This is a genomic window from Schaalia sp. lx-260, assembly GCF_021083645.1.
Classification (GTDB): domain Bacteria; phylum Actinomycetota; class Actinomycetes; order Actinomycetales; family Actinomycetaceae; genus Pauljensenia.
This window is the reverse complement of sequence record NZ_JAJNRQ010000002.1, coordinates 365,789-381,700: the sequence shown is the minus strand read 5'-3', so window position 1 is coordinate 381,700 and position 15,912 is coordinate 365,789. Positions and strand designations below refer to the sequence as shown.

Below are 15,912 nucleotides of genomic sequence, written 5' to 3'. Positions count from 1 at the left end.
AGAAAAGTATCAGATGCTTGTGAGATCTTTTGATCGGCTCAATTCATATGAGGGTTATACGTAAACGAATGTTTCTATTGTCATTGTTGTCTAAGTCAGGCAGTATAAAGAGGTGACTATGCAAAAGAACGCTCAAATATCCGAGTACGATGATCGTCCTCTTTTAAGTGTGATTGTTCCTTCTTACAATTCTCAGGACTACTTAGGTCGTGCCATGCAGTCCTTAGTGGGGTATGGGGATGAAGTAGAGGTACTGATAGTCAATGACGGTTCAACTGATGAAACAGCACGTATCGCGGACCAATGGGCAGCGCAACACCCTGGCCGTGTTCGAGCAATTCATCAGAAAAATGCTGGACACGGTGGCGCCTTAAATGCTGGTATCGCTCATGCCCGTGGAACACATCTGAAAGTGGTTGATTCAGATGACTGGGTGGATCGTGCCGCTATGCAGGAAGTTTTACGTACACTTCGTACAGACAGGGAAAATGGTCAAATCCTTGATCTGCTGGTCACCAATTACGTCTATGAGAAGCAAGGACGTGCGCATAAAGCTGTTATTAAATTCCGTAATGTGCTTCCTCAGGGGCGTGTAATCACGTGGGATGATATGCGTCCATGTCGCTATGACCAATATTTGATGATGCATTCGTTGATATTACGAACAGATTTGGTTCGTGAGTCTGGTCTAATTTTGCCAGAACATACTTTCTATGTGGACTACCTGTATAGTCACACTCCTTTACCTCTGGTTCGTACAATTCGATACCTTGATGTGGATTTGTACCGTTATTTCATTGGACGCGATGATCAGTCAGTCAATGAATCTGTCATGATTACACGTATTGACCAGCTACTCCGTGTAAATCTCGCAATGGTTGAGGCAATGCCAAATCCTGCGGATGTACCTGCGAATCTCTACCGGTATATGGTGCATTATCTGAGGATTAACTGTGCGGCATGTACTGTGATGTTGCTGCTTTCTGGAACCCCAGAACATCTAGAAACGAAAGAACGTTTGTGGCGTGAATTAGCTGAGCGTAATCCGCAAGCATCTCGTGCCGTGCGGGCTGATTTACTGGGATGTCTTATTACCTTGCCAGGTCGGGCAGGGCAGCGAGTCATTACAGCTGGTTATAAGGTTGCCCGTTCTTTCATTGGTTTTAACTAGATTTTCGTTGGCTATGCGTCTGCGTGCTTTTATGTCCTTATTCTTGAATTGTTGATGGTAAGAGGACTGTCAAGGTAAACCAGTGGTTCTTGATATGAGTGGTGACTTCACCACCGTATTTATGTGCTGTCCATCGGATAGAACGAATACCGTATCCGTGTAGTGAGTTATCGTTTTTGACGGTGCGGAGGTCACCGGCTTCGTCAACTTCCACATGACCGTCGAACCAGTTATCGACTCGTAAAACAACCATCGTTCCCTGGGAATGTAAAGCGACATTAATCAGTCGTTGTTCGGGTGCTTCAACTCGCATTGATGCTTCAATAGCGTTATCCAGGGCATTACCGAAAAGGGTAGCAATATCCATAGCTGTCATATTTGATACTAAAGTGCCGTCAACAACTGCTGTAAAAGTAATATCGGAAGCAGCGCATGAATCTGCTTTCGATGTGAGGATCACATCAAGTACAGGGTTACCGCAATGGTATTGCTGTCGTAAAGCACCGACTGTACGTTCTAATTCACTGAGGTATACGTGAGTGCGGTCTGAATCTACTTCATCTCGAATTAAAGCAATTTGATGCTTCATATCATGGCGTACACGTGCAGCTGCCTCAATATTTGCTTTTGCCTGTAAGTACTGAGTGTGCTGAGCATGAAGAACAGCATTCATGGTAGCTAATTCGCTGGTAACTGTGATCTGACGTAAGCGTTCTTGTTGTGCGTATAGCAAAATAAAACCACAGAGATCAACAAGGGTGCGAATATAAAAGATTTCACTTCCTGCACGTCCAGAAAAAGGTGTTGTCACAGTTATAAAAGATAGATTTGACATTGCAAATGTTATTGCGGTGATAGCAATTGCTGACCATAGATCGACACCGAGCAATCGAGTGGGTTCTTCGCGGGGGAAATGGCGTTTTTCGCTGAACCATACGATAGTGATAACAACTGCGTGAATGAGAATACTGAGAAAAATAACAGAGGGGTGTGTGGGGGAGTCATCCCTTAGGGACCAGACCACTAGGTGCCAAGAAAAAGAAGCAACAAGTTCTGCGAAAACGAAAGCGCGGGTTGTAAGGTGCCCGATAAAAACCCAGTTTTCTCCAGTAGCCATCCAAATGATACATGCCATTGTGATAATGGCAGCCAACATGCCCGGTATCCATAGTTCAATAGGTGCTTTTCCGGCGATAAATTGTATGAATATTAATAAGGGAAGTCCAAGGAGTAATGCCGTGACAGTGTGGCGCCGAGGAATTCGGGTATCCCAGAAAAGTAATGCATACAATGCGCAGGCACTCCATTCAGCGCACGCTGTATAGAGACGCGGAATATCAGGCAGTTGTTGAAATATCATCGGATTCCTCCCGCGTACTGTGTAAGGGCTGTGAGGAAAGCTTTTTTCCGTGGACGTGAAATACGTAGTTCAATTCCGCCAGTCATAAAACAACTTTGGTCTTTTACTCCTTGAACGCGAGCCAAATTTACTAAATAGCATGAATTTGAGCGGAAAAAATCATGAGGGGTAAGCTGTGTTTCCATATCTTTGAGTGCGCCTACCATTGAAAGTTTTCCGTCAATTGTGTAAATGTCGAGACGATGTTTAATTGATTCAATGTAAATAATGTCTTTAATAGCGATACGTTGAATATTTGTTCCTGATTGGACGAGTAGTGAACTGGAAGCACGTTTACGGACTGTGGCAATACAGCGGGTAAGTTCTTGCTCAAAAGCAAACCAGGGCAGAGGTTTTAATAGGTAGGACAAAGCATTTACTTCATAGCCTCGAATAGCATATTGCGGTGCTGAGGTAATGAATACGAGGACAACTTGTTGATCCAGTGAACGAATGTGACGTGCTGCTGTAAGGCCATCCATATGTTCCATTTGAATGTCAAGGAAAATAATGTCGTATATCGGTTTGTATCCTGCGCTGATAGCGGCACCATCGTGGAAAGTCGAGACTTCACAGGCGATGTCGTACTCTTTTTGATAGCGGGCTACATAGTCACACAACAGGCGGCGTGATACTGCCTCATCTTCGACGATTCCAATACGAATCACGGAATTGCTGTCCTTTTCTTCTGCTATTCGATATGAGGAATTATCCCGCGAAATATATGCGAATGCCCACTGCTAGATGGGGTGAAGCAGGTCGCAGAAGAAGCATATTTTCCTGTGCTAGTAAGGGGAATAATATTTGAATCTTTTCAAGGACTTTCCAGGTTTATACCTTCATCTGTCATGTACTTGTGAGGCTGCTGCATAGTGCCTGTTGACGAGTGTGTGGGAAAGGGATGTGGTGAGTATGAAATGTTACTGAATAGGGGATGTCGCTGTGGGTGAATAATCCTTATTTCTGCTTGATATTTTGCGGTTTTCCTCGATCTTGTTCATTATATGGTCATTTTTTATTCATAATGTGGTATATGGATACTGTTTTCCTCAGCTTAAAAGGAGGTATCTTCATGACAGATTCGGCTATGCCGGTATCACCAGCGAAAAAACGTGAGACCTGGACAGGACAAACAGGTTTTCTTCTTGCTGCTATTGGTTCCGCAATTGGTCTGGGTAATATTTGGCGATTTCCTGGGGTTGCCTACGAAAACGGTGGCGGCGCTTTCCTTGTGCCCTACCTCGTAGCACTTTTACTGGTCGGTATTCCATTTCTTTGTTTGGACTACGCAATAGGCCATAAATTCCGTGGAACACCACCGTGGGCACTGCGCCGCATTGGAGCAGCCGGAGAATTTATCGGTTGGTTCCAAGTAATGATTTGTTTTGTCATTTTCACCTACTATGCTGCCGTTATCGCGTGGGCAGCTCAGTACGCTATTTACTCAGTGAATGAAGCGTGGGGAGATGACGCCAAATCTTTCTTTGTCAGTGACTACCTACAGGTTTCTTCCGCAGATAGCCTTTCTTTTTCTCCGGTGGCAGCGGTTGCTATCCCTCTTGCTCTCGTATGGATACTCGTATTGCTGATTGTGGGAATGGGTATCTCACGAGGTGTTGAGATGGCGAACCGTATTTTCTTGCCTTTGTTGGTCATCCTTTTCCTTGTTTTAGTGATACGCGCATTATTCCTGCCGGGAGCGTTAGAAGGACTCAACGCTTTCTTCACACCAAAATGGAGCGCATTATCTGACCCGCACGTGTGGCTAGCAGCATTCGCTCAGATTTTCTATTCACTGTCGATTGCTTTCGGCATCATGCTTACTTACGCTTCCTACCTGAAGCCGCGTTCTAACCTGACAGGTACGGGTTTGGTTGCAGGTTTCGCTAACTCCTCATTTGAAATCTTGGCAGGTATCGGTGTATTCAGTGCACTGGGTTTCATGGCCTACAAACAAGGTGTTGGAGTTTCTGAACTACAAGGTTTAAGTGGTCCTATTTTGTCTTTCGTGACATTCCCACAAATCATCTCCATGATGCCGGGCGGCCCATTATTTGGTGTTCTTTTCTTCACTTCCTTAGTTTTGGCGGGAGTCACATCTTTACTATCCTTACTGCAAGTGGTCAGTGGTGCTTTACAAGACAAATTTGGTTTTGCGCCAAAGACGGCCGCAATGATTATGGGTATTCCCGCAATGGTTGTTTCACTGGTCCTCTTTGGTACAACATCAGGTCTGAATACCTTGGATGTTGTTGATGCTTTTATTAACAATATCGGTGTAGTAGGTTCAGCAATTGTCATGACTCTTTTTGCAGCGCTCCTTGGAGGCCGTATGCGCGCACTACGCGAGCATTTGAATAAGGTTTCCTCTGTGAAAGTGCCAGCGATCTGGGATTTCCTCGTAGGTGTTCTTTGTCCCGTTGTTTTAGCTGTCATGATGTTTATGGCAATCGTGGATTACATTAGTCGTGGTTACGGTGAATACCCATCGTGGTATGTCCTCACATTTGGTTGGGGATGCGTGGCGCTCTGCGTTATTGCCTCGATCCTTTTCACTTTGGCACCGTGGAAACATCAGAAGCCAAAACATGCAGTAAATGACGGAGAAATGATGACTGAGGGGGTTTCACAATGACTGCTCCTGCTATTGTAATGATGGTAGTGACAATGCTTTTAGTATGGGGAGGTCTTGTTGCTTCTATCGTACTTTTGCGCGTCATTCCTTTACCTGAAGAAGATCATGATCTTTCTTGGGACTTCGAAGAATCTCAGGTTCCACGTGAGGTTACGTGCTAGGTTCTTGCCGCAAGACACCTTCTGCTCACTGATGGTGAAACTGCTGTGATTAACACTGTGCCTGCATCAGAATGACATGTAAATTCTGGTGCAGGCACAGGTCTATATTTATTCCTTATTTTTAGTACGAAAGGGACAATAAGTCAGTAAGGCCTTGAGACCACAGGTTTTATAATCCCCTTCGTTGGGGAAATAAAAAGAGGTTCCACGCCTTCCCTCATTCCCGCGGATGGGAAGAAGGCTAGCGTGGAGCCTCAAAAGGCTAGGCATTGCTAGGGTTAGTATCCGAGTTTGGCGTTGACGCCTGCCTGGACTTGGTCATATAGATTGGCCAGGTGGTGTTGGTGTTCATCCCCGTTGCCGAAACTTATATGTGTCATGGCACTTTCTTTAGACGCTTATTATGGCTTCAAGCGCAGTTTACATGTCTAATAACAGAAGTCTGGTTAGCACAAGTATTTGGGATAGGTGTTTAGATTTTCGTGAGTGTATAGGTCTGATCGCAGGCGGCGGCTAGTGTTAAGTCATGTGTTGCGATAATAACTGTGGCTCCTTTTGCTACCTGTTCTAAAAGTAGGTCTTGCACTAGTTGTCGGTTGGTGTCGTCTAGTGAGGCGGTCGGTTCGTCAGCGAATAGATAGTCTGCTTGTTTATAGATCGCGCGGGCAATAGCTACGCGGCGTTGCTCGCCACCGCTTAGTTCCACGATTTGTGATTCTAAACGGTCTGCAAGCCCCACTTGCTGGGCTGCTGCGTATGCTTCCTGCTGTGTATGACGCCATGGGAGTCCGTGTTTAAGCGTGATGTTGTAGGCAACGGTTTCACTGTCATCTAGTCCAGCGTCTTGCAGAATAAACGAAACTTTTTCCTTCCAGAATTTTCGGATTTTTCGTTCGTTCCATGCTTGCGCTTCAACTCCGTCAAATGAGATGGTTCCCGAATGCGTGGGAAGTATTAGAGCGAGAATATTAAGTAAAGTGGTTTTACCGACTCCTGATTCACCGACTATTGCCAAGCTGTTTCCTTTAGGGCATTGCAGGGAAACACCTTGAAATAGGGTGCGCGCCCCAATTTTCATTGATAGGTCATTAGCTTCTAACCCCATTATTAGTCCACCTTTCTAATGGCTAAGGAAAGCATGGCTTTACGTATAGTACGGCGATAAATGAAAAAAGAAATAAGAGCGAAAACTATCACAGTTGCTATAAGAAACGCAGGTTGGTTAACGCTTAGGGCATATGCAATTACTAGCGATAACGTGAGTGCGAGTACTAAACCAAGGAAGTCAGTTACCAGTGGAACTCGGAAGAGTATCGTCCAGCTGGCTCCGTTGAGATAACGGGGAAACAGAGCACGCCTGCGTCTGTTTGCATATATCAGGGCGGAAATAAAGATTGACGCGAGAAATGAAACAATTAGCGTACCCAACGTAAAGAGTGACACTTGATAGGCTAAGCGTTGATCTGAAGCATAAACGGCATTCTTATCGCGAATATTATCAAAGGTTAGATTCAACCCAATCTGCGAAGTAGACTTCAAAAGATTATCTGAATCAGTAAAAATTACCGCGCCGGTAGTCGCGTGACTCATCAACAAATCTCCGTTATGTACCTTACTTACCTGTGGTAACACGATGATAACGGGGTTTTCAGCGACCTGGAACAGTCCGGTGCCACGCACGCCGATAACCGCTTGGGATTCTTCTGGCAGGAAAACACGCAAATCCCCTGCCGATAATCCGAGGGAAGATAGCGTTTGTGCAGAAAGAGACGACGCGGGTACTTCACGTAAATCAGCGGTTTGATCAGCATAGAAAAGGTTGAAGGCATCTTCGTTATACACCACCACTGAATCAACGCCGATTCCGCTAATTGCGTTAGATTCTTCGGGATAGAGCTTCGCGTAGAAAATTTTATGCTCATTTTCTAACTGGGTAACGAGTTTAGCAAAGTCTTCTACATGAGCATTCCAATCCCGGTTCTCGTCTACAATACCTCCAAAGTTCGCAGTATATAGGTCAGAGTACTCACTAGCTTTTTGTGCAGCAACATAGTTTGACTGAGCAACCTGCGCAGCATAAAAAGTAAGCGGAATAGTTGTAAATACCAGTAGCAACACAGCCATACGTAGCAGGAAACTAACAATACTGAAGGAGAGAGGTAGTGGCTTACGCTGTGCGAACTCACTAATCTTCACTCTAGACAACACAGCAACAATAAGACTGAAAACCGCAATCAGTGCAGCAATAACGATCAGAATTATACCTGCAGTTACAAGCACAGGTAGAATGCGGCCACTAAAGAACGATATGACTATCGCTGTGCATATACTACTTAATGCGCAAGTGCTGAAAAGCGGGAAAATAAGATCCCACAAATCTCGCATAACAATCTGACGGTTGCTATAACCGTTAAGCATCCGCACTACTTGAGAGCGTCGTTTAGAAATAAACCAGCCGATAATAATGATTGAAGTAAGTAGTGCAGTGACCAACACTACTGCTATCACCCCTTGGTAAGCCAAAGGAAGTAGCAGTAATTCTAAACTCGAGTACTGTTCCCAAGTATGCACGGCACCATGAGAAGTTAACCATTGCTTAAAGCCAGCGATATTTTCTTTAGTTCCTTTCAGTGCATATACGCCTGAAGGTGGAATATCCGTAGCATTAGCAGAGGGTAGGAGGACTCCAGTTTTACTGGGATTCACCCAAGTGATAGAGCTTAGCTGAGTGGGCTGCGGAAACCCTCGAGCAATAATTTTTACAGTTTTAATGCCTGTAGTGCCAGATAGCTGAAAGATTTCCACCCACTGCCGTGAAGAAACCTCTTGGAGTTGCTCATCTACGGCAGCAGGTGGAATATCAGAAAGCTGGAAGTTAATGAAACCAACGTCTGAAGTGTTCAAGGGCAATACGCTTTCTTCCTGAATGGCTTGCAAAAAACCAATACAAGTAGCTAAGGCTCCCAGTACTACACCGCAGAAAACCACCAAACGTCGCATCATCGCATCACTTCCTCATCCATACTCACTTAACGAGTAGCCGACTGAGATGAAGTTCCAGCTTTAAAGGTCACGGAAGAACCAGGAGTGCGCCACAGCCAAGTTGAAGCAGTGTTACCTGCAGAGGCGTTGGAACGCTCATATTTCCCAGAACTCGTTCCAATGGATGTCCAGTGCCACCGTGAGCCATGATAGTAAGACGAGCTCGCGTTACCAGTTGCGTAATTTGTGCCGTAGTACCAATCGCCACCGAACAGATCTTCAGCGAATGCAGCCCCAGCGCTCATCCCAAGTAACATTGTTGCAGACGCAACAACTCCGATAGCTTTCTTTGGAAGCTTCATGATATTCTCCTGAGACTCCAATGCGTAAAGCCCCAATGCTTTACATATTTTCAATATATCGAATAGCTAAAGCGCATGCAACAGAAAATGTCAAATCGATGTAAGTTTTACTGAACGACGAATGAGTATCCGAGTTTGGCGTTGACTCGGGTTTGCACCATGTCGTAGTTGTATCCGGTGGCGTTTAGGTGAGCATGGTGTTCTTCACCGTTACTCCACGCACCGTTAATGACTTCACGGGCAAGGTCGTCCAGGTTCTTACCCACAAGCTTTAGAGTAGGAGCGGGCGTGGGGGTGGCTTGGCCGTTCATGTGGTCATACCAGCAGTGGTCTTACCCCATTTTTGTGTTACTGCACCGCAGATCTTGCATCGAGGATTCCCCATCTCTCAATTCAAGCCGACTCCAACACCGACTTAACCGCAAGAACAGCGGTCAAACAGCACAAAAACCAACACGAAATGTCCAAGCAAAAACTCGACACAAACTGAGTCCGACCCCCCCCCCCTTGGCCAATGAGCCAAAATACTCTATACGTGTCGATGAGAAAAGGAAAGCGATCCTAACTCATGTGCCTACATGTCGTGTCGCCCAGAAAGCAACAGCGGAGGCTGAAGCGACATTTAAGGAATCAACTCCGCCAGCCATCGGTATTTTCACGACCTCATCACATGCGGCAATGGTAGATTGTGCTAAACCATCACCTTCAGTTCCCATAACTAGAGCTAATCTCGCATGAGGATCACAGCACGCCGGAGAGGTAATAAAATCATCCAGAGATAAAGATTTTTCCGACAAAGCAAGTGCGGCAACAGTAAACCCAAGGGAATGTAATTCAGTGATAGTGGGATGGGGCCAATGTGTCAGCCGAGTCCATGGGACTTGGAACACCGTTCCCATAGACACGCGAACAGAACGACGGTACAGCGGATCTGCACATGAAGGTGTGACAAGAACAGCATCCATATTTAAGGCTGCAGCACTGCGGAAAATCGCTCCCACATTCGTATGATCGACAAGGTTTTCGAGGATCACAATACGTTGAGCAGGTTTTGTTGCAGTACGAAGGCCAGATGAGAGGAGTTCACTGACTGAGGGCAGTTCAGGTCGATGCATGGCAGCAAGCGCACCGCGATGCAGATGAAAACCTGTGAGCATTTCAAGTACGTTTTCTTCTGCAACAAAAACAGGAATATCGCCACCGTCTTTACTGCCAGTTGCTTTATATATGACTGGGGTGAGCGTCTCAATCCATCTATGTGCCATCAGGAATGAGCGAGGATGATGTCCTGCAGCGATAGCACGAGTAATGACATTTGTTGACTCAGCCATGTAAAGGCCGCGTTCTGGTTCAAGACGTGAACGTAATTTCACATCTGTCAGCGACGTGTAATCTGCCAGAAAATCTTGTATTTCCTGTGCGGAATTATGCAAAGAATCAGCATGAAGCGTAATAAACATGGCTTAGTAATGTGCAAGTGCGCGGTTCATCATGCCAGGCCATGATGGGCCTTGGAAAACAAAAGCAGTAAAGGCCTCCACGAGATCTGCGCCGCAGGCCAGCATGTCGAGAGCATCATCAGGGGTAAAAATGCCACCTGTACCAATGAGGATTTGGTCATCACTTAGATGCAAAGCAAGTAAGCGTACTACTTCAAGTGCTCGTTCTTTCAGTGGTTTTCCAGAAACACCGCCATCGCCTAAATCATGAGCAATTGTTGTATTTGTTGCAACAACACCTGCTAGGTGCATTTGCCGTGTGAGTTGGGCGATTGCGATGATGTCCTCGTCATCTAAGTCAGGCGCAATTTTGACGAATATTGGAATATCTCTTGTCGTTCCTTCAGTGCATCCATGCTGAGTTGCTTCCACAATGGGGCGTAAATGCTCAACAGCTTGGAGGTTACGTAGGCCGGGGGTATTGGGGGAGGAAACATTAACGACAATGAAATCAACCCATGGAGAAAGAATACGAGCACAGGTCTGGTAATCCTGAGCGGCATCTTCTTCAGGTGTTATTTTATTCTTGCCGATGTTCGCGCCAACAATTGCCTGACGTCCTTCGCGTGTGGAACGCAGTTCACGTAATCGTTGAGCAGCGGCATGTGCCCCTTCGTTATTAAAACCCATACGATTACGTAGGCCGTGATGGTCCATGAGGCGCCATAAACGTGGTGCTTCATTACCGGGTTGAGGCTGGGGAGTAATTGTTCCTATTTCAACGAAAGCAAATCCGAGAGCTGTCATACCAAGGACGGCTTGAGCATTCTTATCCATACCTGCTGCCAATCCCAAACGGCCAGAAACAATACGATTACCGATGGTAATAACACGGCCTGCTTGTCGTTTGTGTGTGGGCATATACCCTAATGTGGCACGCATAAGACGGCGGGTTGGTAATAATTTACCAGCATAACCAATTGCTCCAAGCCCATGATGATGAGCGTATTCAGGATCTGTTTTATGAATAAAAGTACGGAACAACCACGAATATGCAGCACTCAACATGTATATAAGAGTACCTGTCAAAAAGACATGTGACTATTTCGCCTCAAAGAACATATAGGTGTTGATATTTTAATCCCACCATATATTCCATATGCGCACCTCCTTGTGGTGAGAATGTGTATGGGTAGTGATTTCATCGGGAATATGCGAATACATGAAAACAGGAAAACCACTGTAAGCGCATATGTGAAACCATACATCGTCATATTTTTCTTGTTGTTTGTGGGTAAGTGAGGATAAAAATGACTGGGGTAAACACAGCGTCATAGAAGTGACATGCACACTTTCATCCGGCATGGGGGAATGAATAACGTAACCTCCAAGGAAAATATTGGTGTATTGCGCCGATACATTCAGTATTTTCCCAAGTGGGGGTGCCCGATGATGTTGCGTCGCCATATACCTTTGAGGGAGGCGCTGTGAAAGCTCTGCCGCTTGCTTCCCTGGCAAAAGACGAAATTGCTGCCACGGTAGTAAAGAATCTGCGCAGATAAGCCAAGGGGCTAACACTGTTAAAATATCGTTTTTTTCTAACCAGTTTTCAGGACCGAAAATTCCCATATTTACCCTCCTGTTATGAAAATACGGTAGGAAAACCAAGAAAGCTCCGAAAAGAAAAAAGATTGTGGATACGACAGCGCGTCACTTATCTGCTTGTGGATAACAAAAGTGAAGGACAGAAAAACAAACAAAATATAGGCGAATACCTAAAAGGGACATGCAGCTGTGTATTACAGATCGTAAACAGGCAGAGATAGGGGGAGGCAAAATGGGAGTAAGGAATCGGCTAAGGAATATAAGAGGATCTAGGATCAAAAGTGTGTCTACACGCTCGTATCGTTCATATAAGGGAAGTACCGCTCACAACTGAACGGTACTTCCTGTGAAAATCTGTGATTACATCACGTTAATATGACGACTCCGCACTATCAGCGACGTGACCCTTTCTTTACTTGAGGGTATTCGCCACGCTTGACCTGCGGGCGAGGAGAACGCCACCTGCGCGCCATAATCATGCGTGAATAAGCATAAAACCAGGTTCCACGAGGAATTTCTTCATCAGGGAAAGCCTGAATAAGTCGCTTCTTCAAGCGCTGCCACACAAATACGCCCTCAATAATAGACACGGCGAAAAGTCCATACGTGACAGCTGTGGCAATCGTAATAGCGAGTTGAGTATTCGTTGTGTACTGCGGGAAAAAAGAAACAGCAAGCATCGTTGCCATAAACAATAAAATCACAGGCAAAATGAACTCAGATAATGACCAACGTGCATCTACCCAATCGCGTACCCAGCGACGTACACGCCCTTTATCCCGCCACGGCAGATAGCGTTCATCACCAGTAATGAGCGCTTCTTGCTCACGTTGATACGCTTCATTACGCTTTTCGCGTGCAATACGCTTAGCCGCCTTACGATCGGCAGGAACAAGCGGACGTAAACGCTTGGACTCGGCCTGTTTACGTGAAGGGGTCGGACGTCCTTTTTTCCCTGAAACAGGGGGGACTAAAGCAGTATTTTCAGTTTCTCTGTGTGAATCTTTACGGCTGAACACTCTTGTATTCTAAGGGATAGAATATGTCCTGAAGACAACAATCAAAGAAACGGGCATATAAGGAACTGTCAAGAACATGACACACACCGACCTGACCACACATACTCTGCGCGCGCGCTTAGAAGAAACTTTCCCGACTTTTGTTCAGACACTGATTGATCTCATCGCCATCCCCTCAGTGTCCTCACTACCTCAACACAGTCAAGACCTTGATCGTTCGGCCCAGTACGTACAGCAGCTTTTCAGTGATATTGGTTTAGAGGCACGTATTGAATCCGTTACCACACCAGAAGGCGTCGTAGGAAAACCTGCCGTCCTTGCCCGTAGCCCACATATTGAGGGTGCCCCCACTGTTTTACTTTATGCCCATCATGACGTTCAACCTACAGGTGATCCGCAGCGATGGAGTCTTGAACCTTTTACTGCTGAGGTGCGTGGGGATCGGCTATACGGTCGCGGAAGTTCTGATGACGGAGCAGGAATCGTTGTTCACCTTGGAGCTTTAAATCTGCTTGCCCGTGACCTTCCCGTGAATGTCATCGTCTTTATTGAAGGGGAAGAAGAACTTGGCTCACCCACATTTGACACATTTTTACATACCTATGCCGACGAACTTCGTGCAGATGTCATCATCGTGACAGACTCAGATAACTGGAAAGTAGGCGAACCAGCTCTGACAACAACCCTGCGCGGAAACTGCTGCTGCACACTTGAAGTGACCGTATCTGAACATGCTGTCCACTCCGGCATGTTTGGTGGACCTATGGTGGATGCAACCACCTGCGCTTCTTTACTGATTTCTTCTTTCTATGATGAAGCAGGAAATGTGCGCATTAAAGGATTAGGTGGATCTGACAAAGCAGATGTTGATTGGCCGGAGGAAGAATTCAGAGCAGCAGCCGGCATACTTGAAGGCGTACAACTTGCAGGCACCGGTGATTTAGCAGCACGCGTATGGACAAAACCATCAATCACAGTCATTGGATGGGATACGACCAGTGTCGCTGAGGCTTCCAATACGATTGCGCCAAAGACACGCCTACGCTTATCAATGCGCACAGTTCCAGGAATTGAACCTGAAAAGGCAATGGAAGCTCTGCGCGCACATATTGAAACGCATATGCCATTTGGTGCGCATGTGACAATCAGTGACGTGGAATGCGGCCCCGGCTATCAAGCTGATCTTGAAGCTCCCGCTGTTGAATTAGCCCATCGCGCCCTAACGGAAGCCTGGTCAGTTCCTTCTGTCAATATTGGTGTGGGAGGTTCCATACCTTTCATTTCCCAATTCCAATCAGAATTTCCAGAAGCTCAAGTACTGGTTATGGGAGTGGAGGACCCCCTCACAAATGCGCATTCTGAGGACGAATCACAGTCCCTATCTGATCTTAAACACGCGATTCTTGCGGAAGCTCTTATTCTGCGCGATTTGGCACACAAGCCGTAAAAACCGCAGAAAAATAAACAGAAAGAGGCCACACGCATGAAAGTGATCGTTGCAGGCCACTGGGAATATCACGATAAGCCTATAACTACGGATGCTTTAGCTGCCGTAGGGCGAGCGCTGCGTGCACGTCACCTCGATGTGCAGGTGGAACTCCTTCCTTTCGGGTCTGGTCCTCATGTGTCACTCTTATGCGCCGATCATTTACCTGAAAATTGGGTACTGATACGTCACAATCACGACACATGTGAAAGCACATATGAGGCCGGAAAAAGCGTCCGAGAGGCTCTGCTTCGTGGAGAAAATGTTCTGATTGAATCAGAACAACAATGGGTACCTCACAGTTTGTCTGCCCTCAACCATGCTGATAAACGTCTGCGACCAGATGGGGGAGCTTCTTTTCTGAGTGGGCTTACCGGCATTACCCTGCCAAGCGATCATATAGATGAGGAGCTTTTCCTCACAGCATTAGAACACGCGCGGCACCTAATCCGGTCACGTCATGTCATCATGGCAGCTTCAACGCAGCGTCCTTTACTTGGCCTATCCTCAGTATGCGCAGTCGGTCCAGAAGGCGAGCCGATCACGGACATGGATCCTTCTTTTCTCCGTGATCTTGGGCGAGTGTATCGACACAGCTTCCAGACACGTAGTGAGGACCTATTAAGGACTAGCCGCAGTACAACATCAATACGTGAATCAGATTCTCAGATTATGCGCTCACCTGCGGAATTACCTGGTTCAGGTGCAGGAGGTGGGATTGGGGCGGTAGTGGCTGCTACCGGCGGGACTTTACGAGGTACAGGGGAAGCGCTCATACGTGTCCTTGGGATTGACACACATGTGAATGGTGCTGATCTTGTTGTCATGATGACTCCACAGCTACATTCACCGATTTTGTCTCACTCGCCGCTTCCTGCTTTTACTGCTGAGTGTGCGCGTGCAGCTTTACCTGTGGTTGCAATTGCTGAGGAATCCTCACTTGCCCCTTACGAGCGTGCCCAGTGGGATATTCATGGTGTGATACTTACCCGTCCACATACGAGCTTTACTTGGGATAGTGATTCTTCGCAGCTTTTACCGGAGCATCAGAGCACTACAAAACTTCCTGATAGTGGTGATTTTGATGAGGACAATGCGCCTTTTCACCTGAAATCCCAGGCCCTTGCTTCTCTTTATGATGCTGGCTTACGTCTTGCCCATACATGGCTGTCAAGATGAGGGAATACTCACTGTTAGACCAGAAAAGCATGGGATCATTGGCGGCCTTTCCATCACAGTCTTAGGCTGGATGTGTTTCATTGTGATGGGATTGTATCCATGTGCGTATAAGGAGCGACATGTCCAATACAGATACACAAGCCCCAAGTCATGAAGTTCTCTTGACTGATGTGGCCGCGGCGAAAGTTAAAAGCCTGCTTGAACAAGAAGGCCGCGATGACCTTCGTTTACGTGTTGCTGTTCAGCCCGGTGGCTGTTCAGGCCTGATTTACCAGCTTTATTTCGATGATCGCGTCCTTGATGGTGATGCAATACGTGATTTTGATGGTGTGGAAGTGATCGTTGATCGTATGAGCGTGCCTTATCTGAGTGGATCTACCATTGACTTCGCCGATACCATCGAACGTCAAGGTTTCACAATTGACAATCCAAATGCTGCGAATACCTGCGCATGCGGCGACTCATTTCACTAAT

16 protein-coding genes are annotated in these 15,912 nt (G+C 46.4%); 6 read left to right on the top strand and 10 right to left on the bottom strand.

All coding sequences use genetic code 11. From position 1 onward, the window contains the following. Positions 1–118 precede the first annotated feature (118 nt). A complete protein-coding gene (locus LRP57_RS03675) occupies positions 119–1,171 on the top strand; it encodes a glycosyltransferase family 2 protein (protein WP_231205169.1) in 1,053 nt (350 codons plus the stop codon). Positions 1,172–1,208: 37 nt separating this feature from the next. On the opposite strand, the gene LRP57_RS03670 is transcribed toward LRP57_RS03675, so the two are convergent. Together LRP57_RS03670 and LRP57_RS08320 are read right to left on the bottom strand one after the other, a co-directional pair. After that, positions 1,209–2,531 carry an ATP-binding protein gene (locus tag LRP57_RS03670; RefSeq protein ID WP_231205168.1) on the bottom strand — a complete coding sequence of 441 codons (1,323 nt, stop codon included), beginning with the start codon at positions 2,529–2,531 and terminating at the stop codon, positions 1,209–1,211. Beyond that, entirely contained in the window at positions 2,528–3,238 is a 711-nt protein-coding gene (locus tag LRP57_RS08320) for a LytR/AlgR family response regulator transcription factor (protein ID WP_231205167.1), read from the bottom strand. Before LRP57_RS08320 ends, LRP57_RS03670 begins: the two co-directional genes overlap by 4 nt. A gap of 404 nt (positions 3,239–3,642) precedes the next feature. Between LRP57_RS08320 and LRP57_RS03660 the strand changes: the two genes are divergently transcribed. Then, positions 3,643–5,205 (top strand): sodium-dependent transporter, encoded by a 1,563-nt coding sequence (locus tag LRP57_RS03660; protein ID WP_231205166.1) that lies wholly within the window; start codon positions 3,643–3,645, stop codon positions 5,203–5,205. Beyond that, positions 5,202–5,366 (top strand): methionine/alanine import family NSS transporter small subunit, encoded by a 165-nt coding sequence (locus LRP57_RS03655; RefSeq protein ID WP_231205165.1) that lies wholly within the window; start codon positions 5,202–5,204, stop codon positions 5,364–5,366. Before LRP57_RS03660 ends, LRP57_RS03655 begins: the two co-directional genes overlap by 4 nt. A gap of 472 nt (positions 5,367–5,838) precedes the next feature. Here LRP57_RS03655 and LRP57_RS03650 read toward each other — a convergent pair whose 3' ends face one another. The 8 genes from LRP57_RS03650 to LRP57_RS03615 form a co-directional block, all read right to left on the bottom strand. After that, complete coding sequence (locus LRP57_RS03650) at positions 5,839–6,471, bottom strand: ATP-binding cassette domain-containing protein (RefSeq protein WP_231205164.1); 633 nt, start codon at positions 6,469–6,471, stop codon at positions 5,839–5,841. A gap of 2 nt (positions 6,472–6,473) precedes the next feature. Further along, a complete protein-coding gene (locus LRP57_RS03645; RefSeq protein ID WP_231205163.1) occupies positions 6,474–8,369 on the bottom strand; it encodes a hypothetical protein in 1,896 nt (631 codons plus the stop codon). A 26-nt stretch (positions 8,370–8,395) separates the two neighbouring features. Continuing rightward, positions 8,396–8,710, bottom strand: coding sequence for a lactococcin 972 family bacteriocin (locus LRP57_RS03640; protein WP_231205162.1), 315 nt, complete (start codon positions 8,708–8,710; stop codon positions 8,396–8,398). 107 nt (positions 8,711–8,817) lie between these two features. Further along, positions 8,818–8,976 (bottom strand): hypothetical protein, encoded by a 159-nt coding sequence (locus LRP57_RS03635; RefSeq protein WP_231205161.1) that lies wholly within the window; start codon positions 8,974–8,976, stop codon positions 8,818–8,820. A gap of 300 nt (positions 8,977–9,276) precedes the next feature. Then, entirely contained in the window at positions 9,277–10,170 is an 894-nt protein-coding gene (locus tag LRP57_RS03630) for a TrmH family RNA methyltransferase (protein WP_231205160.1), read from the bottom strand. Positions 10,171–10,173: 3 nt separating this feature from the next. Continuing rightward, positions 10,174–11,217: a quinone-dependent dihydroorotate dehydrogenase gene (locus tag LRP57_RS03625; protein WP_231205159.1), complete on the bottom strand. Its 1,044-nt coding sequence runs from the start codon at positions 11,215–11,217 to the stop codon at positions 10,174–10,176. A 69-nt stretch (positions 11,218–11,286) separates the two neighbouring features. Further along, a complete protein-coding gene (locus LRP57_RS03620) occupies positions 11,287–11,778 on the bottom strand; it encodes a hypothetical protein (RefSeq protein ID WP_231205158.1) in 492 nt (163 codons plus the stop codon). A 368-nt stretch (positions 11,779–12,146) separates the two neighbouring features. After that, positions 12,147–12,773: a DUF3043 domain-containing protein gene (locus LRP57_RS03615; protein WP_231205157.1), complete on the bottom strand. Its 627-nt coding sequence runs from the start codon at positions 12,771–12,773 to the stop codon at positions 12,147–12,149. A 76-nt stretch (positions 12,774–12,849) separates the two neighbouring features. On the opposite strand from LRP57_RS03615, the gene LRP57_RS03610 reads away from it, so the two are divergent. The 3 genes from LRP57_RS03610 (at position 12,850) to erpA (ending at position 15,911) form a co-directional block, all read left to right on the top strand. After that, a complete protein-coding gene (locus LRP57_RS03610) occupies positions 12,850–14,220 on the top strand; it encodes a dipeptidase (RefSeq protein WP_231205156.1) in 1,371 nt (456 codons plus the stop codon). Positions 14,221–14,256: 36 nt separating this feature from the next. Continuing rightward, entirely contained in the window at positions 14,257–15,438 is a 1,182-nt protein-coding gene (locus tag LRP57_RS03605; RefSeq protein WP_231205155.1) for a glycerate kinase, read from the top strand. A gap of 119 nt (positions 15,439–15,557) precedes the next feature. Next, the gene (gene erpA, locus LRP57_RS03600; protein WP_231205154.1) at positions 15,558–15,911 is read left to right on the top strand and encodes an iron-sulfur cluster insertion protein ErpA; all 354 of its coding nucleotides are present in this window, start codon (positions 15,558–15,560) and stop codon (positions 15,909–15,911) included. Position 15,912 lies beyond the last annotated feature (1 nt).

Bases quoted from the DNA above. Each gene is read 5' to 3' on its own strand.
- LRP57_RS03675 (WP_231205169.1), top strand. From the start codon at position 119: ATGCAAAAGAACGCTCAAATATCCGAGTACGATGATCGTCCTCTTTTA.
- LRP57_RS03670 (WP_231205168.1), bottom strand. From the start codon at position 2,531: ATGATATTTCAACAACTGCCTGATATTCCGCGTCTCTATACAGCGTGC.
- LRP57_RS03660 (WP_231205166.1), top strand. From the start codon at position 3,643: ATGACAGATTCGGCTATGCCGGTATCACCAGCGAAAAAACGTGAGACC.
- LRP57_RS03655 (WP_231205165.1), top strand. From the start codon at position 5,202: ATGACTGCTCCTGCTATTGTAATGATGGTAGTGACAATGCTTTTAGTA.
- LRP57_RS03650 (WP_231205164.1), bottom strand. From the start codon at position 6,471: ATGGGGTTAGAAGCTAATGACCTATCAATGAAAATTGGGGCGCGCACC.
- LRP57_RS03645 (WP_231205163.1), bottom strand. From the start codon at position 8,369: ATGATGCGACGTTTGGTGGTTTTCTGCGGTGTAGTACTGGGAGCCTTA.
- LRP57_RS03640 (WP_231205162.1), bottom strand. From the start codon at position 8,710: ATGAAGCTTCCAAAGAAAGCTATCGGAGTTGTTGCGTCTGCAACAATG.
- LRP57_RS03630 (WP_231205160.1), bottom strand. From the start codon at position 10,170: ATGTTTATTACGCTTCATGCTGATTCTTTGCATAATTCCGCACAGGAA.
- LRP57_RS03625 (WP_231205159.1), bottom strand. From the start codon at position 11,217: ATGTTGAGTGCTGCATATTCGTGGTTGTTCCGTACTTTTATTCATAAA.
- LRP57_RS03620 (WP_231205158.1), bottom strand. From the start codon at position 11,778: ATGGGAATTTTCGGTCCTGAAAACTGGTTAGAAAAAAACGATATTTTA.
- LRP57_RS03610 (WP_231205156.1), top strand. From the start codon at position 12,850: ATGACACACACCGACCTGACCACACATACTCTGCGCGCGCGCTTAGAA.
- LRP57_RS03605 (WP_231205155.1), top strand. From the start codon at position 14,257: ATGAAAGTGATCGTTGCAGGCCACTGGGAATATCACGATAAGCCTATA.
- erpA (WP_231205154.1), top strand. From the start codon at position 15,558: ATGTCCAATACAGATACACAAGCCCCAAGTCATGAAGTTCTCTTGACT.